The organism is Pseudomonas sp. GW821-FHT07B01, from assembly GCF_059419065.1.
The window spans coordinates 235,787-262,054 of the sequence record NZ_JBWKRA010000001.1 but is presented as its reverse complement, the minus strand read 5'-3'; the positions used below and the strand labels follow the sequence as shown (position 1 = coordinate 262,054).

21 protein-coding genes are annotated in these 26,268 nt (G+C 61.4%); 12 read left to right on the top strand and 9 right to left on the bottom strand.

Annotated features, from left to right (window positions below; genetic code table 11):
- Window positions 1-161 precede the first annotated feature (161 nt).
- Entirely contained in the window at window positions 162-1,526 is a 1,365-nt protein-coding gene (locus AC07S6_RS01210) for a DNA recombination protein RmuC (RefSeq protein WP_170949807.1), read from the top strand.
- Between the two features lie 48 nt (window positions 1,527-1,574).
- Here the strand turns inward: AC07S6_RS01210 and AC07S6_RS01205 are convergent, their stop codons facing one another.
- From AC07S6_RS01205 to AC07S6_RS01195, 3 genes are all read right to left on the bottom strand, one after another.
- Window positions 1,575-5,045, bottom strand: coding sequence for a hybrid sensor histidine kinase/response regulator (locus AC07S6_RS01205; protein ID WP_495111523.1), 3,471 nt, complete (start codon window positions 5,043-5,045; stop codon window positions 1,575-1,577).
- Window positions 5,046-5,164: 119 nt separating this feature from the next.
- The gene (locus AC07S6_RS01200) at window positions 5,165-5,548 is read right to left on the bottom strand and encodes a YbaN family protein (protein WP_019818414.1); all 384 of its coding nucleotides are present in this window, start codon (window positions 5,546-5,548) and stop codon (window positions 5,165-5,167) included.
- A 20-nt stretch (window positions 5,549-5,568) separates the two neighbouring features.
- Window positions 5,569-6,156: a UPF0149 family protein gene (locus tag AC07S6_RS01195; RefSeq protein ID WP_034128344.1), complete on the bottom strand. Its 588-nt coding sequence runs from the start codon at window positions 6,154-6,156 to the stop codon at window positions 5,569-5,571.
- A 276-nt stretch (window positions 6,157-6,432) separates the two neighbouring features.
- On the opposite strand from AC07S6_RS01195, the gene recQ reads away from it, so the two are divergent.
- Together recQ and AC07S6_RS01185 are read left to right on the top strand one after the other, a co-directional pair.
- A complete protein-coding gene (recQ, locus tag AC07S6_RS01190; protein WP_014719373.1) occupies window positions 6,433-8,562 on the top strand; it encodes a DNA helicase RecQ in 2,130 nt (709 codons plus the stop codon).
- A 121-nt stretch (window positions 8,563-8,683) separates the two neighbouring features.
- Window positions 8,684-9,118 carry a MarR family transcriptional regulator gene (locus AC07S6_RS01185; protein ID WP_003193007.1) on the top strand — a complete coding sequence of 145 codons (435 nt, stop codon included), beginning with the start codon at window positions 8,684-8,686 and terminating at the stop codon, window positions 9,116-9,118.
- A 120-nt stretch (window positions 9,119-9,238) separates the two neighbouring features.
- Here AC07S6_RS01185 and AC07S6_RS01180 read toward each other — a convergent pair whose 3' ends face one another.
- The gene (locus AC07S6_RS01180; protein WP_034126768.1) at window positions 9,239-11,428 is read right to left on the bottom strand and encodes a patatin-like phospholipase family protein; all 2,190 of its coding nucleotides are present in this window, start codon (window positions 11,426-11,428) and stop codon (window positions 9,239-9,241) included.
- An 83-nt stretch (window positions 11,429-11,511) separates the two neighbouring features.
- On the opposite strand from AC07S6_RS01180, the gene AC07S6_RS01175 reads away from it, so the two are divergent.
- A complete protein-coding gene (locus AC07S6_RS01175; protein ID WP_014719371.1) occupies window positions 11,512-11,799 on the top strand; it encodes an Rdx family protein in 288 nt (95 codons plus the stop codon).
- A gap of 2 nt (window positions 11,800-11,801) precedes the next feature.
- Here AC07S6_RS01175 and AC07S6_RS01170 read toward each other — a convergent pair whose 3' ends face one another.
- Window positions 11,802-12,683 (bottom strand): DMT family transporter, encoded by an 882-nt coding sequence (locus AC07S6_RS01170; RefSeq protein ID WP_495111522.1) that lies wholly within the window; start codon window positions 12,681-12,683, stop codon window positions 11,802-11,804.
- A gap of 100 nt (window positions 12,684-12,783) precedes the next feature.
- The gene (locus AC07S6_RS01165) at window positions 12,784-13,533 is read right to left on the bottom strand and encodes an AraC family transcriptional regulator (RefSeq protein WP_103452155.1); all 750 of its coding nucleotides are present in this window, start codon (window positions 13,531-13,533) and stop codon (window positions 12,784-12,786) included.
- Window positions 13,534-13,670: 137 nt separating this feature from the next.
- Here AC07S6_RS01165 and AC07S6_RS01160 point away from each other — a divergent pair, with 137 nt between their 5' ends.
- A complete protein-coding gene (locus AC07S6_RS01160; RefSeq protein WP_014719368.1) occupies window positions 13,671-14,480 on the top strand; it encodes a UDP-2,3-diacylglucosamine diphosphatase in 810 nt (269 codons plus the stop codon).
- Between the two features lie 506 nt (window positions 14,481-14,986).
- On the opposite strand, the gene AC07S6_RS01155 is transcribed toward AC07S6_RS01160, so the two are convergent.
- The 3 genes from AC07S6_RS01155 to phhA form a co-directional block, all read right to left on the bottom strand.
- Complete coding sequence (locus AC07S6_RS01155; protein WP_197880652.1) at window positions 14,987-16,180, bottom strand: amino acid aminotransferase; 1,194 nt, start codon at window positions 16,178-16,180, stop codon at window positions 14,987-14,989.
- The gene (locus AC07S6_RS01150) at window positions 16,180-16,536 is read right to left on the bottom strand and encodes a 4a-hydroxytetrahydrobiopterin dehydratase (protein ID WP_003192995.1); all 357 of its coding nucleotides are present in this window, start codon (window positions 16,534-16,536) and stop codon (window positions 16,180-16,182) included. Before AC07S6_RS01150 ends, AC07S6_RS01155 begins: the two co-directional genes overlap by 1 nt.
- Window positions 16,537-16,634: 98 nt before the next feature.
- Window positions 16,635-17,426 carry a phenylalanine 4-monooxygenase gene (gene phhA / locus AC07S6_RS01145; RefSeq protein WP_014719366.1) on the bottom strand — a complete coding sequence of 264 codons (792 nt, stop codon included), beginning with the start codon at window positions 17,424-17,426 and terminating at the stop codon, window positions 16,635-16,637.
- 257 nt (window positions 17,427-17,683) lie between these two features.
- Between phhA and AC07S6_RS01140 the strand changes: the two genes are divergently transcribed.
- The 7 genes from AC07S6_RS01140 (at window position 17,684) to flgK (ending at window position 26,256) form a co-directional block, all read left to right on the top strand.
- The gene (locus tag AC07S6_RS01140) at window positions 17,684-19,246 is read left to right on the top strand and encodes a sigma-54-dependent transcriptional regulator (protein WP_089041942.1); all 1,563 of its coding nucleotides are present in this window, start codon (window positions 17,684-17,686) and stop codon (window positions 19,244-19,246) included.
- 236 nt (window positions 19,247-19,482) lie between these two features.
- Complete coding sequence (locus AC07S6_RS01135; protein ID WP_003192988.1) at window positions 19,483-20,223, top strand: flagellar basal body rod protein FlgF; 741 nt, start codon at window positions 19,483-19,485, stop codon at window positions 20,221-20,223.
- A 62-nt stretch (window positions 20,224-20,285) separates the two neighbouring features.
- Window positions 20,286-21,071, top strand: coding sequence for a flagellar basal-body rod protein FlgG (gene flgG / locus AC07S6_RS01130; RefSeq protein WP_003192986.1), 786 nt, complete (start codon window positions 20,286-20,288; stop codon window positions 21,069-21,071).
- A 53-nt stretch (window positions 21,072-21,124) separates the two neighbouring features.
- Window positions 21,125-21,820 carry a flagellar basal body L-ring protein FlgH gene (gene flgH / locus AC07S6_RS01125; protein WP_197880654.1) on the top strand — a complete coding sequence of 232 codons (696 nt, stop codon included), beginning with the start codon at window positions 21,125-21,127 and terminating at the stop codon, window positions 21,818-21,820.
- 6 nt (window positions 21,821-21,826) lie between these two features.
- On the top strand, window positions 21,827-22,936 hold the full coding sequence (locus AC07S6_RS01120; RefSeq protein ID WP_161793221.1) for a flagellar basal body P-ring protein FlgI: 1,110 nt from the start codon (window positions 21,827-21,829) through the stop codon (window positions 22,934-22,936).
- Window positions 22,937-22,940: 4 nt separating this feature from the next.
- Entirely contained in the window at window positions 22,941-24,200 is a 1,260-nt protein-coding gene (gene flgJ / locus AC07S6_RS01115) for a flagellar assembly peptidoglycan hydrolase FlgJ (RefSeq protein WP_038451059.1), read from the top strand.
- 10 nt (window positions 24,201-24,210) lie between these two features.
- Window positions 24,211-26,256 carry a flagellar hook-associated protein FlgK gene (gene flgK, locus AC07S6_RS01110; RefSeq protein ID WP_034126776.1) on the top strand — a complete coding sequence of 682 codons (2,046 nt, stop codon included), beginning with the start codon at window positions 24,211-24,213 and terminating at the stop codon, window positions 26,254-26,256.
- The last annotated feature ends 12 nt before the right edge of the window (window positions 26,257-26,268 follow it).

Here is a 26,268-nt window from a genome sequence, read left to right as displayed (position 1 = left end):
TTAGGCTTGGTTACCCTTGATCTTTTTCGGTGATGGCAGAAATGGCTATGGTGTTTGACTGGACCAGTATCGCCTTGGGTCTTGTGGGCGCAGCCGTGCCGCTACTGGCGCTGTGCTGGCAACTCCAGCGGCGCCTGACCGCACGCACCACCGGTTGGGAACTGCTGGAAGAACGCCTGGCAACCGCGCAACTGGCCCAGGAGGGGCTCGCCGCCCAACTGGACGCCAGTCGCGATGAGATCAGTGACCTCGGCCAGGCCAATGCCGCCAAACAAGCCGACCTGGCGGCGCTGCGCCGTGAAGTCGAGCTGTTGCAGATCGACCGCGATAACGCCCGCGATGCCGCGCACGCCTGGAACCTCGACCGTAGCGCCAAGGAAACCGAACTGCGTCGCCTCGACGCCTTGGCCGCTGCCCTGAGCGCCGAATTGCGCGAGCAGCAAGAGAGTCATCAGCAACGCCTCACCGACCTGCAAGGCTCACGAGACGAACTGCGTGCGCAATTTGCCGAGCTGGCCGGCAAGATCTTCGACGAGCGTGAGCAACGCTTCGCCGAAACCAGTCAGGAGCGCCTGGGCCAACTTCTGGACCCGCTCAAGGAACGTATCCAGTCCTTCGAGAAGCGTGTCGAAGAAAGCTATCAGAACGAAGCCCGTGAGCGCTTTTCCCTCGCCAAAGAGCTTGAGCGCCTGCAGCAATTGAACCTGCGTCTGTCGGACGAAGCCACTAATTTGACCCGCGCCCTCAAGGGCCAGAAAACCCAAGGCAACTGGGGTGAGCTGATTCTTGAGCGAGTGCTGGAGCACGCGGGCCTGGAGAAGGGCCGTGAGTACCAGACCCAGGTCAGCCTCAAAGGCCCGGATGGCGAGCGTTTCCAGCCCGATGTGCTGATCATGTTGCCGGGCGACAAGCAGGTGGTGGTCGACTCCAAGGTCAGCTTGACCGCCTATCAACAGTACGTGGCGGCGGATGACGAGGTGATTGGCCAGGCCGCGTTGAAGCAACACGTGCTGTCCCTGCGTAATCATGTCAAAGGCTTGGCCGGCAAGGACTACAAGCGCCTGGAGGGTTTGCACAGCCTTGATTTCGTCCTGCTGTTCGTACCGATCGAGGCTGCCTTTTCTGCGGCATTGCAGGCCGAGCCCAACCTGTTCCAGGAAGCCTTCGACCGCCATATCGTAATCGTCAGCCCCACGACCTTGCTCGCCACCCTGCGCGTGATCGACAGCCTGTGGAAGCAGGAGCGCCAGAGCCAGAACGCACGGGAAATTGCCGAGCGTGCCGGTTGGCTGTATGACAAGTTCGTGCTGTTTATCCAGGACCTGGACGAAGTGGGTAACCGGCTGCAACAGTTGGACAAGGCCTACAGCGCGGCGCGCAACAAGCTGACGGATGGGCGTGGGAACCTGGTCAGCCGTACCGAGCAACTAAGGTTGCTCGGCGCCCGCGCCAGCAAGAGCTTGCCGGCGGATCTGCTGGAGCGGGCGATGACCGATTCGGATGGCGTGGCGCATCTCCCGGAATAATAAATAGGGGTCTAAATTGCTCCCACAAATAGCTCGAATACAGCCCCGTTACAGGGGCAGATGTCTGCTCAACAGCGCCCGCAACGCCGCCGGCTTCACCGGCTTGGCCAAGTAATCCAACCCCGCCCCATGCACCTCGGCAACCATCTCCGGTCGCCCATCGGCACTGATCACTACGCCGGGAATCGGCTCGGCCAGTTGCGCACGCAGCCAGCCCATCAACTCGGTACCGGTTTCGCCGTGGTCCAGGTGGTAATCCACCAACGCCAGTTGCGGGCGGATGCCCTCGGCCAGCAATGCCGCGCATTCGGCCTGGTTGGCGGCCGTCCAGACTTCACAGCCCCAGCGCGTGAGCAGGCTGCGCATGCCGATCAGGATGCTGTCTTCGTTATCCACACACAGCACGCGTGCGCCACTCAAGGGCAGGCCGGTTTCTGCGGGCGCCTTGGGTTGCACGCTGGTCTGGTTACGGGCCAGCGGCACGCACACGCTGAAGACGCTGCCTTTGCCCGGCCAGGAGCGCACGCTCAGGCGATGGCCCAGCACGCGGCACAGGCCGTCGGCAATCGCCAGGCCCAGCCCCAGGCCCTTTTCGGCACGGGTCTGGTGACTGTCCAGGCGCTTGAACTCTTCGAAGATCACCTTTTGTTTATCGGGCGCAATACCAGGCCCGCGATCCCAGACCTCCAGGCAGAGTTCGCCCTTGCGACGACGTACGCCCAGCAGCACCGGGCCGTCGGCATAACGGAATGCATTGGTCAGAAAGTTCTGCAAAATCCGCCGCAGCAGCTTGATGTCGCTGTCCACTCGCAAACGGCTGCCGCGCCAGCGGAAGCGCAAGTGTTGCTCCTGGGCCAGCGCCTTGAATTCTGCTCCCAGGGTGTCGAACAGCTCGTTGAGAACAAAGGGCTGGCGTTGTGGGTTGATCTTGCCGTTTTCCAGGCGCGAAATGTCCAGCAAATCGCTGATCAGGTCTTCGGCCGAGCGCAGTGAGCTATCCAGATGCTGCACCAACTGCCGTGCCTCGCCGGACAGGCCATCGGTCTGGTGCGAGAGGGCGGCGGAAAACAACCGCGCAGCGTTCAGCGGTTGCATCAGGTCATGGCTCACGGCCGCCAGGAACCGCGTCTTCGACTGGCTGGCGGATTCGGCCACGCCCTTGGCGTCGGTGAGGGCCACGTTCAGTTGCGACAGTTCATGGGTGCGCTCGGTCACCCGCTGCTCCAGGCTCTCGTTGGCCTCGGTCAGCGCTTGTTCGGCTTCGCGGAACGCGGTGATGTCGGTGAAGCTCATGACAAACCCGCCGCCGGGCATCGGGTTGCCGATCAACTCGATCACCCGGCCGTTGGGGAACAGGCGCTCGGAGGTGTGCGCACGCCCCTGGCGCATCCAGTGCAGGCGACGCGCCACGTGCACCTGCGCTTCACCAGGGCCACACAGGCCGCGCTCGGCGTTGTATCGAATGATGTCTGCAATCGGCCGGCCGACGCTGATCAAGCCGTCCGGGTAGTTGAACAGTTCCAGGTAGCGCCGGTTCCAGGCCACCAGCTTGAGCGACTGGTCCACCACGCTGATGCCCTGGGTGATGTTCTCAATGGCACCTTGCAACAGAGCGCGGTTGAACTGCAGCACTTCCGAGGCTTCGTCTGCGATACGGACCACGTCCTCCAGCTGCATTTCCCGCCCTTCAATTGCCGCTTTCACCACCGCCCGCGTCGAGGAGGCCCCGAGTACGCCGGCCAGCAAGCGTTCGGTGTGGGCGATCCAATCGTTATCGGCATTCTGGTTGGGGTTGAAGCCTTTGCCTTGGCGATAGGCGAAGCGAATAAAACTCTGCTGGGCCCGTTCTTCCCCGACGAAGCGTGCCGCCAGGCTGAGCAGGTCGCTGATCTGCACCGACAGCATGGAGCGCGCACTCGCACGCTGGCTGATTTCCTGGCCGATAAAACGGCCTGCCTGCCAGTGCTCGGAAACCCGTGTGCGCGACAGCATCGACACCCACACGAAGAGGGTGAAGTTACCTGCCAGGGAGAACACGGTGCCCAAGGTCAGCGAGGTGACCGACAGCCCGAACGGGTGGGAGTGCATCCAGGTCAGGCCGGGGAAAAGGCTGAGCGACCAGCCCAGACTTTTCGCCGTCACTGGCAAGACCAGCGTGTAGAACCACAGGAAAGTACCGGCGGCCAAACCGGCAAACACCCCACGCCGGTTGGCCTGCTTCCAATAGAGGGCGCCGAGCATCGCCGGGGCCAGTTGGGTCACAGCGGCAAAAGCGATCTGGCCGATGGTCGCCAGGCTGGCGGTGGAGCCCAGCAAGCGGTAGCTCACGTACGCCAGCAGCAGGATGATCACAATGCTCACCCGGCGAACCGACAGCATCCAGTGACGGAAGACTTCGAATGGCCGCTCGGCGCTGGATCGGCGCAACAGCCAGGGCAGCAGCATGTCGTTGGAAACCATGGTCGACAAGGCGATGCTCGCTACGATGACCATGCCAGTGGCCGCCGATGCACCGCCAATGAATGCCAGCACGGCGAGGGCAGGATGGGCCTCGGCCATTGGCAGGCTGATCACATAGGAGTCCGGCAGCACCGAGCTGGGCAACAGCATCTTGCCGCCCAGGGCGATGGGCACCACAAACAGTGCCGCGAGGATCAAATAAGCCGGGAACACCCACTTGGCCAGGCGCAAATCCTGGGGGTCGATGTTCTCCACCACCGTCACATGAAATTGTCGGGGCAGGCAGATGATCGCCATCATGGCGACGCCGGTCTGTACCACCATCGAAGGCCAGTTGATGGTCTCTTTCCAGTATTCCTCAAGGCGCGGGGCGAGCATGGCCTGGCTGAACAGATCGTCGAAGCCGTCGTACAAGCCGTAGGTGACAAACGCACCGACGGCGAGAAAAGCGAACAGCTTGACCAGCGACTCAAAGGCAATCGCCAGCACCATGCCGCGGTGGTGTTCGGTGGCGTCGAGGTTGCGTGTGCCGAACACGATGGTAAACAGCGCCAATACCAGCGACACAATCAAGGCCGTGTCCTGGGCGCGGGTGCCGGTGGTGTCGGGGCCGGCGCCGATCAGCAGGTTCACGCCCAGCACGATGCCTTTGAGCTGCAGCGCGATATAGGGCAGCACGCCGACCAGGCAGATCAACGCCACCACCACCGCCAGGGACTGGGATTTGCCGTAGCGGGCGGCGATAAAGTCGGCGATTGAGGTGATGTTTTCCTGCTTGCTGATCAGGATCATCTTTTGCAGCACCCAGGGTGCCAGCACCAGCAACAGCACAGGTCCCAGGTAGATCGGCAAGAATGCCCACAGTTGTTCCGCCGCTTGGCCTACGGCGCCGAAGAAGGTCCAACTGGTGCAGTACACCGCCAGCGACAGGCTATACACCCAGGCACGCACGCGCGGCGGCAGCGGCGCATGGCGGCGGTCACCGTAAAAGGCGATGGCAAACATAGTGGCCATATAGGCCAGGGCAACGACGGCGATCAGCCCGCTGGACAGCGTCATGGTAACTCCGAGCATAAGAACACCCGGGCATTCCAGGCCCGGTTGGACAGTCTCGCATGATGCCTGGTGTTAGTCAGTGTCGACCAAGGTCGTGTGGGATCGAATGTCGCAGGCGGCGCTCAGCGTGGCGGCAGGGTTTTCTGGCGCAGGATGTAGATCGTCACCAGCACCGCACTGGTCAGCATAAAGCCCCGTGCCCATGGCAGTGGCACCAGGTAGCAGGAAATCGAGATGCTCAGCCACATCAAGCCGATGGCGTAGACCTTGCCTTTGAGCGGGATGCCATTGCCGTCGAGGTAATCGCGCACCCAGGGCCCCAGGCGCGGGTGTTCCACCAGCCAGTGGTAGAAGCGCGGGGAGCTGCGAGCGAAGCAGGCGGCGGCGAGTAGCAGGAAGGGTGTGGTCGGCAGTACCGGCAGGAAAATACCGATGACTCCCAGCGCTACGCTTAGCCAGCCGATGGCCAGCAGCGCATAGCGCAGGAGCAGTGGACGGTTGCCCATGGGTTCCACGGGCAAGCGACTCAGTGGTGACGTGGCTTGAGGATCGCCGGTTTTTCGTCAGGCGCGTTGCACAGCAGGTACAGCGCGGTCAGGGCTTCCGGGATCTGCACGATCATGTCGTCCATCAGGTTGGCGTCGGCGGCGATGTCGGAGAACTCTGCTTCCTCTTCGAACAGGCCCGAACCGACCATGATCGGCAGCAGCATTTCGCTGACTTCTTCTTCGGCGGTTTCGAACCAGGCGGCTTCGCGCAGGAATACGCCTTCCATGAAACCGATGCACCAGCCGCGCAGGTCGGAGTCATCGGGATCGTCGCCCAGATCCAGCTCGCACGGCAGCTCGAACTCTTCGTCGGAGGCCAGTTGGCGCGCGATGTGGGCCTTGAGGGCGATCAGGGTGGATTCGATTTCTTCGCGATGGGCGGCGTCGCTGTAATGAGGCTCTTCAGCGAACAGCGCGTCGATCCATTCACGGTCCGGGACGGGGTCGGAGCAGATCGACAGGGCGGTCAGGTAGCCGTGGGCGGCCACGTAGTCCAGCGCCTCGTCATGCAGCTCATCGGCGTCGAGGAAGGCTTGCAGGCGGGTTAGTTGCTCAGCGAAGGACATTGAAGGGCTACCTTGGGAATAAACGATGCTGAATTCTAGGCTTTCTTGAGCGCCCAGGCCAGCCGCACGGCATATTTGCCCGGTTTTAGCCTGGTGCGTCTATTCGTCAGTCGCGCCCTTTGGTGGATAACGCTCGGGTATACTGCCGCGTTTTGTGATGCCCCTGCAGGCCCAGCGCCAATCCGGGAAAACTTCGCTTACGGATTATTTTTCGTGAGCGCGGATATTTTCGGCCAGCCTGTATTGAGGGATTTCGGCACCATTTTGGAGTTTTACATGCTCGAGCAGGCTCAACGCGTCCTCAAGGACATCTTCGGCTACGACAGTTTTCGTGGCCGCCAGGGTGCGATCATTGAGCGCGTGGCCAGTGGCGGCGATGCCCTGGTGCTGATGCCTACCGGTGGCGGCAAGTCGCTGTGCTTCCAGGTGCCGGCGCTGTTGCGCAATGGCCTGGCCGTGGTGGTGTCGCCGCTGATTGCGTTGATGGACGACCAGGTCGCCACCCTTGAAGAACTCGGTGTCGCCGCCGCGTCGTTGAACTCCACCCTCAGCGCCGAGCAGCAGCGCGACCTTGCTGCACGCATCAAACGTGGCGAGGTGAAAATGCTTTACCTTGCGCCGGAGCGCCTGGTGCAGCCACGCATGCTGGCTTTTTTGCAGAGCCTTGAGATCGCTCTGTTCGCCATCGACGAAGCCCACTGTGTGTCGCAATGGGGCCACGATTTCCGCCGCGAATACCTGCAGCTTGGCCAATTGGCAGAACTGTTTCCCGATGTGCCGCGTATCGCGCTTACCGCTACCGCCGACAAGCGCACCCGCGAAGAGATCGTCGAGCGCCTGCATTTGCAGAACGCCGAGCGCTTCCTGTCGAGTTTTGACCGGCCCAATATTTTCTACCGCATCGTGCCCAAGGAGCAGCCGCGCAAGCAGTTGCTGGCGTTCCTGTCCGAGCGGCGCAGTGACGCGGGCATCGTGTATTGCCTTTCGCGCAAGAAAGTCGACGAGGTCGCGGCGTTCCTCTGTGAACAAGGCTACCCGGCACTGCCTTACCATGCCGGCCTGCCCAATGAAACGCGATCAGCGCACCAGAAACGCTTCCTGAACGAGGAAGGCCTGATCATGGTGGCAACCATCGCCTTTGGCATGGGCATCGACAAATCCAACGTGCGTTTCGTGGCGCACATGGACCTGCCCAAGTCCCTTGAGGCCTATTACCAGGAAACCGGGCGTGCCGGCCGCGATGGCCTGCCGGCGGATGCCTGGATGGTCTACGGCCTGCAAGACGTGGTGATGCTCAAGCAGATGCTGCAGAACTCCGAGGGCGACGAGCGCCACAAACGCCTGGAACAGCACAAGCTCGATGCCATGCTTTCGTTGTGCGAAGAGACCCGCTGCCGCCGCCAGACCCTGCTGGCGTATTTTGACGAAGACATGCCTGAGCCCTGCGGCCACTGCGATAACTGCATCGACGGCGTGCAAACCTGGGACGCCACCGAACCGGCGCGCCAGGCGTTGTCGACGATCTATCGCACCGGCCAGCGTTATGGCGTGGGCCATCTGGTGGATGTGCTGCTGGGCAAGGACAACGAAAAAATCCGCAGCTTCGGCCACGAGAAACTTTCGGTGTACGGTGTCGGTAAAGCTCGCGCCGAAGGTGAGTGGCGTTCGCTGTTTCGCCAGATGGTTGCCCGTGGGCTGGTCGACATCGATATCGAAGGCTACGGCGGGCTGCGCCTGAATGACAGTTGCCGGCCGTTGCTCAAGGGCGAAGTGAGCCTGGAACTGCGCCGTGACCTCAAGCCGCAGACCACCGCCAAAAGCAGCAGTACTAGCCAGGCCAGCCAACTGGTGCGGGGTGAAGAACGCGAACAGTGGGAAGCCTTGCGCACCCTGCGGCGCAAACTGGCGCAGGAGCACAGCGTGCCACCCTACGTTATCTTCCCCGACTCCACCTTGCTGGAGATGCTTCGTGAGCAGCCCACCACCATGGCCGAGATGGCCCGGGTCAGCGGTGTGGGCGCGCGTAAACTGGAACGCTACGGCCAGGCCTTCCTGGAAGTGCTCGGCGGCCAGGCCGAAGCGCCGAAGGAAATCGCCGATATTCGCCACGAACTGATCAGCCTGGCCCGTGCCGGCATGACCCCGATCCAGATCGCAGGCCAACTGCAATGCTCGGAAAAAAACGTGTACACCTTGCTCGCCGAAGCCATCGGCAAGCAGCAATTGTCCCTGGAGCAGGCCCTTGATTTACCTGAGGATTTGCTCGGTGAAATCCAGGACGCGTTTCTCGATGGAGAAGGCGAATTGCCAGCTGTCACCGAAATTGCGCCGTTGTTTACCGGGCGTGTTCCGGAAGGCGTTTTGTACTGCGTGCGTGCTGCTTTGCAGTCGGAATTCGAAATTTAGTGTGCCAATTACGACAATGTAACGAATCAGTACATAGCGGGCCTTGCCTACTGACAGGGCTCATGCTTAGCTGACTAATAATTAGCCATACTTTATTTTCAGTCTTAAACATGAGTTTTTTATGCCGTTAACCGATCAACACCGTTTTGGCATGCAGTTGGCGCAAATGTCCCGAGGTTGGCGCGCCGAACTGGATCGCCGGCTGGCGGGGCTGGGCTTGTCCCAGGCGCGCTGGTTGGTGCTGCTGCACCTGGCCCGTTTTGTCGAAGCACCCACCCAGCGTGAATTGGCCCAAAGTGTCGGCGTGGAAGGGCCCACCCTGGCTCGTCTGCTCGACAGCCTCGAGGGCCAGGGCCTGGTGCAACGCCAGGCCGTAGTAGAAGACCGTCGTGCCAAACGTATCCTGCTGTGCGACACCGCCCAACCGTTGATCGACCAGATCGAAACCATTGCCACGGCGTTGCGCCATGAATTGTTCGTGGGCGTGAATGAAGAAGACCTGCGGGTGTGCATGCGGGTGCATGAGCACATCCTGGCGAACCTGGAAAAGTCCTGATCTAAATAATGTGAGAGCAGGCTTGCCTGTGATGACGGACATTCAGTCAAGTGATTAGCTGACTGACGCACCGCTATCGCAGGCAAGCCAGCTCCCACATTGGGTTTCGTGTTCGGCTTCTTAGAACGTCTGGCCCAGGTTCAAGTACACCGCCTTCTGATTATCATCATTGAACCCATAGCTGAAATTCAGCGGCCCCAGTGGTGTATCAAACCCCAGGAAAATACTCGCGGCGTTGATATAGCCGCTGTCGAACTCGTTATCGTTGTTCCACGCCCGGCCCCGTTCCAGGGATGCACCCAGGTACAACGGGAAGTCCAGCGGCAGGTAAGAGCGTGGGGTGAGCCTGCGGAAGTACACCGCGCGCATGAGGCTGATGTTCTGCCCCGAAATCGCATCCTGGCGGAAGCCCGACAATTGCCGTGCGCCCCCCAGCAGGAAGCTGGAAATCACCACATCCGAATTATCCAGTGTGCGACCGTAACGACCGCCCAGTATCAAGGTGTCCGGCCCGTGGCTCATGGCCTTGTCCAGCTTGAATTCCCACTGGCGGTAGCGCTGGTCGGAGCCCAAACCGGGTTCGAACTCGCGAAAGGCCAGGCCGATGTCTTCGCCGCTGTGGGGGAAGTACACATTGTCCAGGGAGTCGAAGGAATATTTGAGTTCATAGAAGCCTTCGCTGAAGCTCACGCTCGGCAGGTCGCGGTCACCAATGCGCACGTCCGCCTTGCCCCAGGCTTCCCCCACGCCAAAGCGGATCTCGCCGCTGTTGCCGATCTGCCGGCCGACATTCAAACCAAAACCATAGCGTTCCAGGCGGTATTCGGAGATGGGGTCGTTGTCCAGGATCAGCTCGACATTCTGTGCCTCGGCCCTGATGTAGGGGGCCACAAAGTAGCGTGAGCCGGTGTCCATGGGTTGGTAGAACTCGCTGTAGAGCTCCTGCCGATCACCAATTTGCACCCGTGTGAGCCATTCCGCGCCGAGGCGGTTGATGCCGTTCACACGGTAACTGGCGCCGAGGTTGAAGGCGCTGTCGCCGCGCATGTCGTCCGACAGGTTCAAGCCCAGGCGCAGGTAGTCGGTGCCGCTGCGCTTGCCGCGTGCGCTGATCACCAGGGTGTTGTCCTGGCCTTTTTTTACCACGCGGTATTGCACCTGCTCGAAGTAATCCAGGCCGTACAGGGTGCCCATGTCCGATTGCAGGCGGCCCAGATTCAAAGGTTCTCCCAGGCCCTGGCGAATGTAGTAGCGGATGACGTCATCGCTGACCTTGGAGTCGTTCTCCACCTGGATCGCGGTGATCACCGGGGTGCGTTCGCCCGGCGTACGCGCGGCTACCAGGTCGGCGTCGATGGGTTCGGCAGGGCGCAGGTGTGCCAGGCGTACGTCGAGGGCACGGGTGGCGCGGTAGCCAGCGTCGATCATGTCCTTGGCGCGGCCAAAGTCGGTGACGCCATAAGCGGCCAGCGGTGGTTGGATCAACACATCCTTGGGGTTCAGGGCCTTGAGCTGCTCTTCGGAGTTGCGCCGGGTCATCAGGGTGATGGACTGGTTGAGCACGTCCACCACGGTGGCCAGTTGTTTGCGCGAGCGCAGCGGGGTGCCGATGTCGACCACGATGGCGATATCGACGCCCATCTCCCGCGCCACGTCCAGCGGGATATTGTCGGTCATGCCGCCATCTACCAGCAGGCGGCCATCCAGCTCCACCGGGGCGAACACCGCGGGAATCGACATGCTGGCGCGTATCACCTGAGGCAGATGGCCTTTGCTGAACACCACTTTTTCGCCGGTGGTGATGTCGGTGGCCACGGCGCGGAATGGGATCGGCAGCTTGTCGAAGTTACGCGTGTTGCTGCTGTGGGCGAACATGCTCTCCAGCAGCAGCGCCAGGTTCTGGCCCTGGATCACGCCCAGCGGCAGGCCGAGGCTGCCATCGTCGCGGAAACTGAGTTTTTGTTTGACCAGGAAATCCCGGTCATCCTGTTTGCGCCGAAACGGTACGTCTTCACGTGGTGGCGCGTCGGACAGGGCCTGCTGCCAGTCGATACCCAGCGCCAACTTCTCCAGCTCGTCGATCTTGTAGCCTGACGCGTACAACCCGCCAATCACCGCGCCCATGCTGGTGCCGGCAATCGCATCGATATGAATACCTTGCTCTTCAAGCGCCTTGAGCACACCGATATGCGCCAGGCCACGGGCAGCCCCGCCGGACAGCACCAGACCGATTTTCGGGCGGGGGGCTTCTACCGCGTCGGCAAGTAGGGGGACAAGGCACAGGAACAGGCAAGACAGCAGGCGGCGCATCATCAATCTCGTGGCTGGGCGACAAAGGCCGCTATTATAGCCACCCGATTCGCTGAGCCTGTTACGCCAGGAGCCGCTTAATGATGTCTGCATGCAAACCCGAGATTGTGATCACCTATTGCACCCAGTGCCAGTGGTTGCTGCGCGCCGCGTGGCTGGCCCAGGAGCTACTCAGCACCTTTGCCGATGACTTGGGGCGCGTGGCACTGGAACCGGCCACCGGCGGGGCCTTTCGCATTACCTGCGATGGCGTGCAGATTTGGGAGCGCAAGGCCGATGGCGGTTTTCCCGAGGCCAAGGTGCTCAAGCAACGAGTGCGCGACCAGATCGACCCCCAGCGCGACCTCGGGCATAACGACCGTACCGTCTGAAGTCAGGCCGGCGCCGGTTGCTTGGCCTGGCTGGCGCTGCCCATCAGGCCGGAGAGCACGATGGCGACGATGATCAAGGCGCCGCCCAGCAGCATGCGCAGGGTCGGGGTTTCGGCAAACAACAGCCAGGCCACGGTGATGCCGTAGACCGGTTCCATCGCAAACACCACCGAAGCGGTGCGCGCCTTGATTACGGCAAGGCTGGCGACAAACAGGCTGTGGGCGAGGCCGGTACAAAACACCCCCAACAGCCCGATCCACAGCCAATCTATCCCACGCACATCCGCCAGCCCCGGCGCGGCCACGGGCAGCAGGAGCGCGGCGACCACGACGTTCTGGCACAGCGCGGCCTGTACCGCAGGAATGCGCCCGGAACTGGCGCGATTATTCAGCGACAACAACGAGAACAACAGGCCCGAGGCGATCCCCCAGAGCAGCCCGCCGGTGGCTTGGCTGGCGAGGTCGAAATCGGGGGTGACCAGCACCAGGCCAACGGTAACAAGGGCGACCAGCAGCACTTCATTGGCCCGAATGCGCTCGCGGAAAATCAGCCCCTCAAGGATCACCGTAAAGGCCGGAAACGCGGTGAACCCCAGGGTCGCCACGGCCACGCCGGCGACTTTGACGGCGATAAAGAACGTCACCCAATGGGCAGCCAACAACACGCCGCTGACCAGCAGCCGGCGCCAGTCACGCATCTCCAGTTTTTTCCAGGGAGCATTGCTGGCAAAGCGCGCAAACACCGCCAGCGCCAGCACGGCAAACGCCGCCCGGCCAAATACGATGATGGCAGGGGAGGCCGCCGCCAGCTTGCCGAATACGCCAGTGAGGCCAAACATCAAAGCGCCGATATGCAGGGCGCCAAGGGCTGAGCGGGGAGTCATTGCGATCCTTGATTCAACAGGGGGTGACAGCCTCGCAGTCTAGAGGGTTGGAGAATGGGCGTCTGTCGCGGGTCGGGTGATTTTTAGCGCAAGACTCTTGCTAGCCCGCCCGACGCAACGCCCCGGGCGAGGCGCCAAACGCCCGAAGCATGGCCGCGCAAAATGCACTTTGCGAGGCGTAGCCGACGCGCTCGGCAATCTCGCCGATGGGCAGGGAGGTTTCGCGTAAAAGCCTAAGCGCCATGTGCAAGCGACGACTGCGTAGATAGTCCATCGGCGTTTGCCCGCACTCCGCCATAAACCGCGCATGCAGGCGCGGCACGGACAAATCGGCAATCCGTGCCAGGTCGGCCACCTGGAGCGGACGCGCCGCATGGCGCTCGATATGGCTATTGAACGCGGCATAAGGCAGACGCCGGCCAGGCAGCGGTTGGGCCTGAGGGTGGTTGAGGCTGGCCAGTAACAACACGGCGCCTTGCTGGACGATCAGTGGGTCGTGCACCGGGCTCTGTGCCAGCCACTGCACCAACTGGTGTTGCCGGGCATCCAACGCGAGGCGCGCGGGTTGGTCGAGCAAGCGGCGGCTGGCGTCGGCATGTTCGCCCAAGGATTGCACCACCCAGTGCTCAGTCGGCACATCCAGCACCAGGCAGCGGCTGCCATCGCGGCTGATGCAGGCATGATGGGTGGAGAAGGGCAGCACCATCACGCTGCTTTCGCGCACCTGGCTGCCACGGCCATCGACTTCCAGGTCCAGGTGCCCGGACAGGCCGAACACCAACTGCGCATGGTCATGGCTGTGGGCAATGGGCGCTTCGAGGTAGTGGCGTAGCGTGAGGGTCGGGCTCATCGCGGTCTCCAGGGCGGCAAGCCGTCAGTCTACAACGCTTGGCGGGCCGCGGGCGCTGTCATCAGACTGACGCACGCTTGTCATTGGCTATTAATCGCCAAGGCGCAAGCTCGCCAAAACAGCGTCGAGGGATGCCCATGACCCGTGCCGAGTTCACCAAGCCCAGCCGCAAGCAACGGGTGCGAACCCTGTGGATTTCCGACGTGCATCTGGGCACTCGGGATTGCCAGGCCGAACACCTGTCGCACTTTCTCAAGGGCTACCACGCCGACAAGGTCTACTTGGTCGGTGACATCATCGACGGTTGGAAACTGCGCGGCGGCATGTATTGGCCTCAAGCCCATACCAACGTAATCCGGCGCCTGCTGACCATGGCCAAGCGTGGCACCGAGGTCATCTATGTCACCGGCAACCATGACGAGTTCCTGCGTCGCTATTCCAAGCTGATCCTGGGCAATATCCAATTAGTCGATGAGGCTGTACACGTCACCGCCGATGGCCGCCACTTGCTGGTGATTCATGGCGACCAGTTTGATGTGATCACGCGCTATCACCGCTGGCTCGCCTTCCTCGGCGACTCGGCCTACGAATTCACCCTGACGCTGAACCGCTGGCTGAACCACTGGCGTGCGCGGTATGGCTACGGTTATTGGTCGCTGTCGGCGTACCTGAAACACAAGGTCAAGACGGCAGTGAGTTTTATCAGCGATTTCGAAGAGGCGATTGCCCACGAGGTGACCAAGCGGGAATTGCACGGGGTGGTGTGCGGGCATATTCACCATGCCGAGATTCGCAAGGTGGGCGAGGTGGATTACCTCAACTGCGGGGATTGGGTGGAGTCGTGCACGGCCTTGATCGAGCACTGGGATGGGCATATCGAGTTGTATCGGTTGGCGGATGCGCAGGCCAAAGAGGCACTGCTAAAGGCCGAAATGGTCGCTGGCTGAACCTGTGGCGAGGGAGCTTGCTCCCGTGACGGCCTGACAGCCGACGCTGATCTACCTGACACCCCACGATCCAAATGTGGGAGCTGGCTTGCCTGCGAAGAGGGCCTGACAGTCAACACAGCTGGATTGTGTACATATCCATTGCTTCGGTAAAGGCCACTTAGGGTTCCTCTCTGACAGCGGGTCACTTTTGGAAAAGAGCCCGGAACGCCGGCCCAGCCACAAGTAACCAAAAGGGCTCTTGCCCCACCACTCGGCACCTCGCCTAGGCTCGGTGCGCCCGTAATCCGCCAGTGATTTGGGGGGGCGCCGCCACACGCCATCCATGGCGCGGGGCGGCTAAACCCTGTCGAATTCCGGCCAGCGTGGTTTGACGGGGCGCCTTAGATCAAGAGCAGATCAAAAGCGGCTCGCTTCGCATCGTGGTTACCGTTGATCGCTACCGCGTTGTGTAGATATCTGTAGCCATCGCAGGCAAGCCAGCTTTCACATCGAGTCCCGTTTCTTCAGTTGGAGACGTCAGCAATGGCTTGAGCCAGCAACGTCAAGCGCGTTGCATCAACACCGGCCACGTTAGCCCGCCCCGAACTGACCATATACACACTGTGCTTTTCGCGCAGTTGCTTGACCTGCTCGGCACTCAAGCCGGTATAGGAAAACATCCCACGCTGCGCGCCGATATGTGCGAATTTCTCGGCCAGGCCATGGGGCGCAAGCGCTTCCACCAATCCTGCGCGCAGATGGGCGATCCGCGAACGCATGGCCTCGACTTCCTCGCTCCACTGCTTTTTCAACTGTGCATCACCGAGGATGGTCGCCACCACGGCGGCACCGTGATCCGGCGGTGTCGACCACAGGTTGCGAGCGATATTCGCCAGTTGGCTGCGTACATCGGTGAGCTTTTCGGCATCCGCCGCACAGACGATCAATGCACCCACGCGGTCGCGATACAGGCCGAAGTTCTTCGAGCAGGAGCTGGTAATCAGCACTTCCGGCAGCTCGGTGGCAAACAGGCGTACCGCCCAGGCGTCCTGCTCCAGGCCATCGCCAAAGCCCTGGTAGGCGAAGTCGATCAGCGGCAGCAACTGGCGTTCACGCACGATCTGCAAGACCTGGCGCCAGTCATCTTGGGACAGGTCAAAGCCGGTCGGGTTATGGCAGCACGCGTGCAGCAATACCACGTCGCCCTTGGGCACGCTGGACAGGGTTGCCAGCATCGCCGTCACATCCAGGCGGTTGTCGCTGCCCACGTAAGGGTAATGGCTGACCTTGAGCCCGGCCTTGGCAAAAATGGTTTCGTGGATCGGCCAGGTCGGGTTGCTCAGCCACACGCCACGGCCCGGCAGGCTGTGGGCGATAAAGTCGGCACTCAAGCGCAGGGCGCCGGTGCCGCCTGGGGTTTGCGTGGCGCCAGCGCGGCGGTCACGCAGCAAGGCCGAGTCGGCGCCGAGCACCAGTTGGCTGATCAGGCTGCCGAAGACTGCATCGCCATGGCCACCGATATAGGTTTTGGTCACTTGAGTGTCGACCAGGCGCTGTTCCGCCAGCTTCACCGAGTGAGGAATCGGCGTGAGGCCTTGGTCGTCCTTATAGACACCTACGCCCAGGTCGAACTTGTTCGGGTTGGCGTCCTGGGTATACAGGTCCATCAGCCCGAGGATCGGGTCGCCGGGCACGCGGTCGATGGCATCGAAATGCATTACTTGCGGCCCTCGGCAGTCTTGGCCACTTCGTCGGTGCGCGCGGCCATGATGAAATCGTTGCGGTGCAGACCCTTGATGGAGTGGCTCCACCAGGTCACGGTGACTTTGCCCCACTCGGTGAGCAGGCCTGGGTGATGGCCTTCGGCTTCGGAGATTTCACCCATGGCGTTGGTGAAGGCCAGGGCGAATTTGAAGTTCTTGAACAGGAAAACCTTTTCCAACTGCATCACCCCATCGCGCACTTCGATGTTCCAGTCAGGGATCTGCTTGATCAGCACCGGCAGTTCTTCATCGCTGACTTGCGGGGCATCGGCGCGGCAGGCTTCGCAGTGGGCTTGGTTCAAGGTGGTCATGGAAGGTGTCCTGAATTCGAATGATTGAAGGTCAGTGGCGTTACCCTAAAGCAACGCGGGGCCAGGGAACAGACTCACCTGGCCTTAAAACGTGAGGTTCACGCGGCTTTGGGTTTGGGCGGAAATTTCGGTGCGTGCAGACCCAACTGCATGCCGCGCTCGACCATGCCCATGATGTCTTCCTGCGCCACGTCGAACAGGCGCTTGAGCTCGGGCAAGACGAAGTACAGCGGTTGCAGGATGTCGATGCGATAGGGGGTGCGCATCGCTTCCAGCGGGTCGAAGGCCTGGTGCTCGGGCTCGTCCGACAGGCAATACACACTTTCTTTAGGCGATGACAAAATGCCGCCACCGTAGATACGCCGGCCCTGCGGCGTGTCCACCAGGCCGAACTCGATGGTCATCCAGTACAGGCGCGCCAGGTATACCCGTTGCTCCTTGGTGGCCGCCAGGCCGAGCTTGCCGTAGGTGTGGGTGAATTCAGCGAACCAGGGGTTGGTCAGGAGCGGGCAGTGGCCAAAGATCTCGTGAAAAATATCCGGCTCTTGCAGGTAGTCCAATTCTTCACGGGTGCGAATAAAAGTCGCCACCGGAAACTGCTTGCTGGCCAGCAATTCAAAGAAGGTCTGGAAGGGAATCAGCGCCGGCACGCGGGCGACTTGCCAACCGGTGGTGTCGGCCAGCACCTTGTTGATCTCGCCCAGTTGGGGGATGCGGTCCAGGGGCAGGCCGAGCTTGTCGATGCCGTCCAGATATTCCTGGCAGGCGCGGCCCTCAATCACCTTCAGCTGACGAGTGATCAGGGTATTCCACACCGCGTGTTCTTCTGGCGGGTAGTGGATAAAACCTTGCGCATCGGGCTCGCGGGCCACGTACTGCGTCTGCTTCATACGGCTCTCCTGCTAGGCATTCGTTCTTGTTATGTCCTGGGATGCCTCTATTGATAACCGGATAGGCGCAGGATTCCATCAGCCTTTAGCGAATGCATGTAGGAAAAATTACCGATATTCGTAAAGAATTCGTTACGATGGGCTCGCTTCTCGCAGCTATGGGCTGGGAATAGCTGCCGTACTGTCACATAATCTTGACGACTATCTGCGCCTAGCGACAAAAAGCCGCGGCGCCTACTCCCTTTTCGAGTCTTTCCATGCGTATCAAAGTGCACTGCCAAAACCGCATCGGCATCCTGCGGGACATCCTCAACCTGCTGGTGGAGTACGGCGTCAACGTCGCCAAGGGCGAAGTCGGCGGCGAGCACGGCAATGCCATCTACCTGTTCTGCCCCAACCTGGTGAACATGCAATTCCAGGCGTTGCGCCCGCAGTTCGAGGCGATTGCCGGGGTGTTCGGGGTCAAGCGGGTAGGGCTGATGCCCAGCGAACGGCGGCATATGGAGCTCAATGCGTTGCTCGGTGCCCTGGAATTCCCGGTGCTGTCCATTGATATGGGCGGCTCCATCGTGGCTGCCAACCGTGCGGCGGCGCAGTTGCTTGGCGTACGGGTAGATGAAGTGCCCGGGATTCCCCTGTCGCGTTACGCCGAGGATTTCGACCTGCCGGAACTGGTGCGCGCCAGCAAATCGCGAATCAATGGCCTGCGGGTCAAGGTCAAGGGCGACGTATTTCTGGCGGACATCGCGCCCCTGCAATCCTCCGAGCACGATGACAGTGAAGCCATGGCCGGCGCCGTGCTCACCCTGCACCGTGCCGACCGGGTCGGTGAGCGTATCTATAACGTGCGCAAGCAAGAGCTGCGCGGTTTCGACAGCATCTTCCAGAGCTCCAAGGTCATGGCCGCAGTGGTACGTGAAGCGCGACGCATGGCGCCGCTGGATGCGCCACTATTAATAGAAGGCGAAACCGGCACCGGCAAGGAGCTGTTGGCCCGGGCCTGCCACTTGGCCAGCCCGCGCGGGCAGTCGCCGTTGATGGCGCTCAACTGCGCGGGGTTGCCCGAGTCGATGGCCGAGACTGAACTGTTTGGCTATGGCCCCGGCGCATTTGAAGGGGCGCGGGCCGAAGGCAAGTTGGGCCTGCTTGAGCTGACGGCGGGCGGTACCTTGTTTCTGGATGGCGTGGGAGAAATGAGCGCGCGCTTGCAGGTCAAGCTGCTGCGCTTTCTGCAGGACGGTTGTTTTCGCCGGGTGGGCAGTGATGAAGAGGTGTACCTGGACGTGCGGGTGATCTGCGCGACCCAGGTAGATTTGTCGGAACTCTGCGCCCGGGGTGAGTTTCGTCAGGACCTTTATCACCGGCTGAATGTGCTGTCGTTGCATATCCCTCCGTTGCGCGAATGCCTGGATGGCCTTGCGCCGTTGGTCGAGCACTTTCTCGACCAGGCCAGCCGGCAGATCGGTTGCCCTCTGCCCAAGTTGGCCCCCGCCGCTATGGACAAGCTCAGCCACTACCACTGGCCGGGCAACGTGCGGCAGCTGGAAAACGTGCTGTTCCAAGCGGTGTCGTTGTGCGAAGGCGGCACGGTCAAGGTTGAGCATATTCGCTTGCCGGATTATGGCGTGCGTCAGCCGCTGGGCGATTTTTCCCTGGAGGGGAGCCTGGAGGATATCGTCGGGCGCTTTGAAAAGGCGGTGTTGGAAAGCCTGTACGCCGAACACCCGAGCAGTCGCCAGTTGGGCAAGCGCCTGGGGGTGTCGCACACCACCATTGCCAACAAACTGCGTGATTACGAAGTGCTCAAGGCCGATAAATAGTTCGCTGATTCAACGCTCTCACATTTGATCTTTGTCGTTTTCCAGGCCGGTGTTTGCCGCAGGCGGCAGTAGTCCGCCGTTTTTTCGACTGTTTCTCCCTTCACTTCTTTCAGCTACTCCACGAAACCCCTGCCCCGCCTGGATTTGCGCCTCTTTTAAAAAGTTGGTTCGCAAATTGCTTAAGCCTCCTCAGTACAGCGGTGGGCGGCAAGCGTCCGTCAGAAAGAGGATAGAGCGTGGACAAGTACCTTTATGTGGCAATGACCGGCGCCAGCCAGAATGCACTGGCGCAGAAGGCCCATGCCAACAATCTGGCGAACATTTCCACCAACGGCTTCCAGCGCGACCTGGAACAGGCGCGTTCGATGCCGGTGTTCGGTGACAGCTTTCCGGCGCGGGCGTTTGCCATGACCGAACGTCCGGCTACCGACTTTTCACCGGGCGCGATGATCGAAACCGGCCGCGACTTGGACGTAGCCGTCAGCGGCGACGGCTGGATGGCGGTGCAGACCCCCGATGGCGGCGAAGCCTACGTGCGCAGCGCCAGCATGAACGTGGATGCCCTGGGCGTGCTGCGGGCCGGCAACGGTATGCCGATCATGGGCAACGGTGGCCCGATCGCCGTGCCGCCCCAGCAGAAAATCGAAGTCGGTTCGGACGGCACCATCAGCATCCGTGCCATGGGCGAAGGCCCGCGAGTAATGGCGGAAGTGGACCGTATCAAGATGGTCCAGCCTGACCTCAAGAACATGACCAAGGGCCTGGACGGCACCATTCACACCAAGGATGGCCAGCCGGCCCAGGCCGACGCGAACGTGCGGCTGACCTCGGGTTTCCTGCAGGCGAGCAACGTCAATGCCGTGGAAGAAATGACCGCAGTGTTGGCGCTGGCCAAGCAGTTCGAGCTGCATATCAAGATGATGAACAGCGCTAAAGAAGACGACCAGGCCATGACGCGCGTCATGCAGATGAGCTGATCCAAGCCCATTAACTAATTTGCAACGCAGCGCCAACCATCCGGCGCACGAAGGAGAACAGCATGCTTCCGGCTCTATGGGTTGCCAAGACAGGCCTGTCCGCCCAGGACACCAACCTGACGACCATTTCCAACAACCTGGCAAACGTGTCGACCACGGGCTTCAAACGTGACCGCGCCGAGTTCCAGGACTTGCTCTATCAGATCAAGAAGCAACCGGGCGCCCAATCGACCCAGGACAGCGAACTGCCGTCGGGCCTGCAACTGGGTACCGGTGTGCAGATCGTCGGCACCCAGAAAAACTTCAGCGCCGGCAACCTGCAGCAAACCGGCCAGCCCCTGGACATGGCGATCAACGGCCGGGGCTTTTTTCAAGTGCTGCAACCGGATGGCACCACTTCTTACACCCGTGACGGCACCTTCCACCTGGACTCCAACGGCCAGATCGTGACCGCCAACGGTTTCGCCCTGGAGCCTGCTGTCGTGGTGCCGCCCGACGCCAAGACCTTCACCGTCGGCAACGACGGCACCGTGTCCATCACCGTCGCTGGCAACCCAGCGTCCCAGGTGATCGGCAACCTGCAAACCGCCGACTTCATCAACCCGGCCGGCCTGCAGGCGATGGGCAACAACCTGTTCCTGGAAACCGCCTCCAGTGGCGCGCCGCAAATCGGCACCCCTGGCTTGAACGGCTTCGGCACCACGCTGCAAAGCACCCTGGAAACCTCCAACGTCAGCACCGTTGAGGAGATGGTCAACATGATCACCACCCAGCGCGCCTACGAGATGAACTCCAAGGTGATTTCCACCGCCGACCAGATGCTTTCGTTCGTTACGCAGAATCTGTAATCAAGTCTATGGGGCGCCCTTGAGGGTGCCTGCAACACCGTGAGGTTAGGGTCATGAATCGCTATGTTTGTGTGTTGGCACTGAGTGGGATCGCCTTGCTTGCGGGCTGTGTCGCCCCCACGCCAAAGCCCAATGACCCGTACTACGCGCCGGTGTTGCCACGCACACCGTTGCCGGCGGCGGCCAACAATGGCTCGATCTACCAGGCCGGTTTCGAGCAGAACCTGTACAGCGACCGCAAGGCGTTCCGGGTCGGTGACATCATCACCATCACCCTGAACGAGAAGACCCAGGCCAGCAAGAACGCCAACTCGCAGATCGGCAAGAACAGCAAGACCAGCATCGGCCTGACCTCGCTGTTCGGCGGCGGCCTGAACACCAACAACCCGCTGGGCGGTGGTGACCTGAGCCTGGACGCCGGCTACAGCGGCGACCGCGCCACCAACGGCAAGAGCGCGGCCGGGCAGGGCAACAGCCTGACCGGTTCGATCACCGTGACCGTCGCCGATGTATTGCCCAACGGCATCATTGCCGTGCGCGGTGAAAAGTGGATGACCCTCAACACCGGCGACGAGCTGGTGCGCATCGCCGGCATGGTCCGCGCCGATGACATCTCCACCGATAACACCGTGCCGTCGACGCGCATTGCCGATGCACGCATTACCTACTCGGGCACCGGTTCGTTTGCCGATGCGAGCCAGCCGGGATGGTTCGACCGCTTCTTCCTCAGCCCGCTGTTCCCTTTCTAGGTGGCCATTTTGAAGTTCAAACAGCTGATGGCGATGGCGCTTTTGCTGGCCTTGAGTGCTGTGGCCCAGGCCGAGCGCCTGAAGGACATCGCCAGTATTTCCGGCGTGCGCTCCAACCAGTTGATCGGTTATGGCCTGGTCGTGGGGCTTAACGGCACGGGTGACCAGACCACCCAGACGCCGTTCACCCTGCAAACCTTCAACAACATGCTCTCGCAGTTTGGCATCAAGGTACCGCCAGGCTCGGGCAACGTGCAGTTGAAGAACGTCGCAGCGGTGTCAATCAGCGCCGATCTGCCCGCGTTTGCCAAGCCGGGGCAGGTGGTGGACATCACCGTGTCGTCCATGGGTAACTCCAAGAGCCTGCGCGGTGGCACCTTGCTGATGACGCCGCTCAAAGGTATCGACGGCAACGTCTACGCCATTGCCCAGGGCAACTTGGTGGTCGGCGGTTTTGACGCCGAAGGCCGCGACGGCTCGAAGATCACCGTCAACGTGCCGTCGGCCGGGCGTATCCCCGGTGGCGCCACGGTTGAACGCACCGTGCCGAGTGGTTTCAACCAGGGCAACAGCCTGACCCTGAACCTCAACCGCTCCGACTTCACCACCGCCAAGCGCGTGGTCGACAAGATCAACGACATGCTCGGCCCTGGCGTGGCCCAGGCCATCGACGGCGGCTCGGTTCGCGTCACTGCGCCTCTGGACCCAAGCCAGCGTGTGGACTACCTGTCGATCCTGGAAAACCTTGAGGTGGACCCCGGCCAGGCCGTGGCCAAAGTCATCATCAACTCGCGCACCGGCACCATCGTGATCGGCCAGAACGTCAAGGTCTCGCCAGCGGCGGTAACCCACGGCAGCCTGACGGTGACCATCACCGAAGACCCGATCGTCAGCCAGCCTGGGCCGTTGTCCGGTGGCCAGACTGCCGTGGTCCCGCGCTCGCGGGTCAATGCCCAGCAAGAAGCCAAGCCGATGTTCAAGTTCGGCCCCGGCACCACCCTGGACGAGATTGTCCGTGCGGTGAACCAGGTGGGCGCTGCGCCCGGCGACTTGATGGCGATCCTCGAAGCTTTGAAGCAGGCCGGCGCGTTGCAAGCCGACCTGATCGTGATCTGAGGCCATGGCCATGGATATGCGCAAGAGCGGCATCAGCAGCACGGCGGACTCGGGGTCTTACTCCGACCTGAACCGGCTTAACCAGCTCAAGGTCGGTGACGACAAAAACAGCGAAGGCAACCTGCGCAAAGTGGCGCAGGAATTCGAGTCGCTGTTTTTGAACGAGATGCTCAAGTCCATGCGTTCGGCCACCGAGGCCCTGGGCAAGGACAACCCGCTGAACACCCCGGCCGCCAAGCAGTACCAGGAAATGTACGACCAGCAACTGGCAGTGTCGATGTCCCGCGAAGGTGGCGGTATCGGCCTGGCCGATGTGCTGATGCGCCAGATGCAGAAGAACAAGCCGGTGGAGGCCCAGGCCGCCACCTTGCAAGGCCCGGCGGCGGACGCGCCGGTGAAGAAAGTCGATGTGCCGACCGAGATTGCCGCCGGTACCCAGGCCGAAGGCCCGTTGGGCCGCTCCAATGGCCAGCGGCCTTTGTGGGCGTATCGTGTGGCCGTGCCTGAGGGCGCCAGCACCCATGCCAACGACATGGAACTGATGAACCAGCGCCGTATCGCCTTGCCCAGCAAGCTGGCCGACCGCCTGCTGGCGGGCATCGTGCCGAACGCTCCGGTCGAAGCCAAAGCCGCGCCCCTGCGTAACAGCGCTGCCGACGACACGGTCATCAACAGCAGTGCACGTAGCTTTGCCGTGCCGAGCGGGCGCATGCAGGTGTATGGCCGCGCCATTGCCCAGCCACCGCTGGCGCCGGCCAAGAAAGCCTTCAGCTCTCAGGATGAATTTGTCGCCACCATGTTGCCGATGGCCAAGGCCGCTGCCGCACGGATTGGTATCGACCCCAAATACCTGGTGGCCCAGGCGGCACTGGAAACCGGTTGGGGCAAATCAGTCATGCGTGCCGAAGACGGCAGCAGCAGCCACAACCTGTTCGGCATCAAGGCCGGGCAGAGCTGGCAGGGCGGTCAGGCCCGGGCGATCACCAGCGAGTTTCGCGATGGGGCGATGGTCAAGGAAACGGCGCAATTCCGTTCCTACAGCTCCTACCAGGACAGCTTCCACGACCTCGTGACCCTGCTGCAAAGCCATGATCGCTATAAAGAAGTTGTGAAATCAGCCGACAACCCGGAACAGTTTGTACGCGAGTTGCAAAAAGCCGGTTATGCAACCGACCCGGATTACGCCAGCAAGATTTCGCAGATCGCAAAAAACATGAACAGTTACCAGAACTACGCTGCCGCTGGCGCAACCACACATTTATAAGGTCTGAACCATGAGTTTGCTCAGTATCGGGATGTCAGGGCTCAATGCCGCTCAAGGATCGTTGTCGGTCTTGAGTAATAACATCGCCAACGCCAACACCTCGGGTTATTCGCGCCAGCAGACCACGCAGAATGCGAGTGCCAACAACCCCTACGGCGGTGTGTACATTGGCAGCGGTACCACGCTGGCGGATGTGCGTCGGGTCTATAACGAGTTCCTGGATGCGGCCTACCAGAACAGCACGGCGCTCAATAACGATGCCAAGGCTTATTCCAGCCAGGCCAGCGCCATCGACAAGACTTTGTCGGACAAGACAACCGGCATGTCTTCGGTGCTCAGCGCGTTTTTTGCCGCTGTGCAGACCTCCGCGGCCAACCCCAGCGACGTGTCTGCTCGGCAAGTGCTGCTGACCAGCGCCCAGACCCTGAGTAACCGTTTCAACGCCATCTCCAGCCAATTGACTCAACAGAAAGAGTCGATCAATGGCCAGTTGAGCACCATGAGTGACCAGGTCAACCAGTTGACCTCCTCGATTGCTTCGCTCAACAAGCAGATCACCCAGGCCCAGGGCTCAAGCAACAGCGCCCCGGCCAACCTGCTGGACGCCCGTAACGAGGCGGTGCGCTCGCTCAATGAACTGGTGGGTGTGACCACCAGTGAACAGAATGGTGTGTTCAGCGTCAGCACCGGCACGGGCCAGTCCCTGGTATTGGGCGACCGGTCCAACACCCTCTCGGCAGTGCCGAGCGCTAGCGACCCAAGCCAGTACACCATTGCGCTCAATGCTGGCGGCGGTACGGCGATCGATCTGGGCAACGTGCTCAGTGGGGGCAGCATCGGCGGCCTGTTGCGTTATCGCAGTGATGCCCTGATGCCGGCCATCAATGACTTGGGGCGTATTGCCCTGGCGACAGCCGATACCATCAACAGCCAACTGGGGCAGGGCCTGGACTTGAACGGTGACTTCGGCTCATCGCTGTTCAAGGACATCAACAGCGCGGCGGCCATTGCTCAGCGCAGTCAGGGCGCGCTGGGCAACAGCACGGGCTCCGGCAATTTGAATGTGACCATTGCGGACACCAGCAAGCTGTCGACCTACGACTACAAAGTGACCTTTACCAGCGGCAACAACTACACGGTGGTGCGTTCCGACGGCAAGGCCATGGGCGCGTTCGACACCAATACCGCGCCACCGCCGGTGATCGATGGGTTCACCCTGGCGTTGGATGGCAAGGGGCCGATGGCGGCGGGCGATAGTTTCAAAGTCAGCCCTACCGCCAGCGGTGCCACCAACATCGGCACGACTTTGACGGACGCCAATAAAATCGCGTTCGCCGGGCCATTGCTGGGCGAGGGCAGCAAGACCAACCAGGGTACCGGCACTTTTACACCGCCGACCCTGACCCTGCCTATCGATATTCATGGTGGCGCCGATACCGCGCAATTGCGTACCGGCATTGAGCACTCGATGCCAGTGAAGATGGTATTCGGCAAGCCGGCCGCCGACGGCACCCAGGGCTACACGCTCAACGATGCCCAGGGCAACCCGATTGGCACCGGCACCATCGTGCCGGGCCAAGGCAACAAAATCACGGTCGATGTACCGATGCGGGATGCCAACGGCACGCTGCTGGTGCCGGCCAAAAGCTTCAAGTTCGATACCACGGTCGCCGGGTCGCCCGCCGCTGGCGACAGCACCACGTTTTCCTTCAACGCCTCGGGCAAGTCGGATAACCGTAACGCCCAGGCGTTGCTCGACCTGCAGACCAAAGCCACCGTCGGCCTGTCCGATGGCAGTGGCGGCGGAGTGAGCCTGGTGGCGGCCAACAGTCGCCTGGTGTCGACCGTCGGGGCCAAGGCCGCGTCGGCCAATACCGACACCACGGCCACGGGCGCCTTGCTCAAAGCCAACCAGGATGCGCGCAACTCCGTGTCCCAGGTCAACCTCGATGAAGAGGCGGGCGACATGATCAAATTCCAGCAGTACTACACCGCCTCGTCGCAGATCATCAAGGCTGCGCAAGAAACCTTCAGCACGCTGATCAATAGTCTTTAAGGGAGTCTGGGA

Excerpts from the sequence above, each read along its gene's own strand:
- AC07S6_RS01205 (WP_495111523.1), bottom strand. The coding sequence starts at position 5,045 with ATGACGCTGTCCAGCGGGCTGATCGCCGTCGTTGCCCTGGCCTATATG.
- AC07S6_RS01200 (WP_019818414.1), bottom strand. The coding sequence starts at position 5,548 with ATGGGCAACCGTCCACTGCTCCTGCGCTATGCGCTGCTGGCCATCGGC.
- AC07S6_RS01195 (WP_034128344.1), bottom strand. The coding sequence starts at position 6,156 with ATGTCCTTCGCTGAGCAACTAACCCGCCTGCAAGCCTTCCTCGACGCC.
- recQ (WP_014719373.1), top strand. The coding sequence starts at position 6,433 with ATGCTCGAGCAGGCTCAACGCGTCCTCAAGGACATCTTCGGCTACGAC.
- AC07S6_RS01185 (WP_003193007.1), top strand. The coding sequence starts at position 8,684 with ATGCCGTTAACCGATCAACACCGTTTTGGCATGCAGTTGGCGCAAATG.
- AC07S6_RS01180 (WP_034126768.1), bottom strand. The coding sequence starts at position 11,428 with ATGCGCCGCCTGCTGTCTTGCCTGTTCCTGTGCCTTGTCCCCCTACTT.
- AC07S6_RS01175 (WP_014719371.1), top strand. The coding sequence starts at position 11,512 with ATGTCTGCATGCAAACCCGAGATTGTGATCACCTATTGCACCCAGTGC.
- AC07S6_RS01170 (WP_495111522.1), bottom strand. The coding sequence starts at position 12,683 with ATGACTCCCCGCTCAGCCCTTGGCGCCCTGCATATCGGCGCTTTGATG.
- AC07S6_RS01165 (WP_103452155.1), bottom strand. The coding sequence starts at position 13,533 with ATGAGCCCGACCCTCACGCTACGCCACTACCTCGAAGCGCCCATTGCC.
- AC07S6_RS01160 (WP_014719368.1), top strand. The coding sequence starts at position 13,671 with ATGACCCGTGCCGAGTTCACCAAGCCCAGCCGCAAGCAACGGGTGCGA.
- AC07S6_RS01155 (WP_197880652.1), bottom strand. The coding sequence starts at position 16,180 with ATGCATTTCGATGCCATCGACCGCGTGCCCGGCGACCCGATCCTCGGG.
- AC07S6_RS01150 (WP_003192995.1), bottom strand. The coding sequence starts at position 16,536 with ATGACCACCTTGAACCAAGCCCACTGCGAAGCCTGCCGCGCCGATGCC.
- phhA (WP_014719366.1), bottom strand. The coding sequence starts at position 17,426 with ATGAAGCAGACGCAGTACGTGGCCCGCGAGCCCGATGCGCAAGGTTTT.
- AC07S6_RS01140 (WP_089041942.1), top strand. The coding sequence starts at position 17,684 with ATGCGTATCAAAGTGCACTGCCAAAACCGCATCGGCATCCTGCGGGAC.
- flgG (WP_003192986.1), top strand. The coding sequence starts at position 20,286 with ATGCTTCCGGCTCTATGGGTTGCCAAGACAGGCCTGTCCGCCCAGGAC.
- flgH (WP_197880654.1), top strand. The coding sequence starts at position 21,125 with ATGAATCGCTATGTTTGTGTGTTGGCACTGAGTGGGATCGCCTTGCTT.
- flgJ (WP_038451059.1), top strand. The coding sequence starts at position 22,941 with ATGGCCATGGATATGCGCAAGAGCGGCATCAGCAGCACGGCGGACTCG.
- flgK (WP_034126776.1), top strand. The coding sequence starts at position 24,211 with ATGAGTTTGCTCAGTATCGGGATGTCAGGGCTCAATGCCGCTCAAGGA.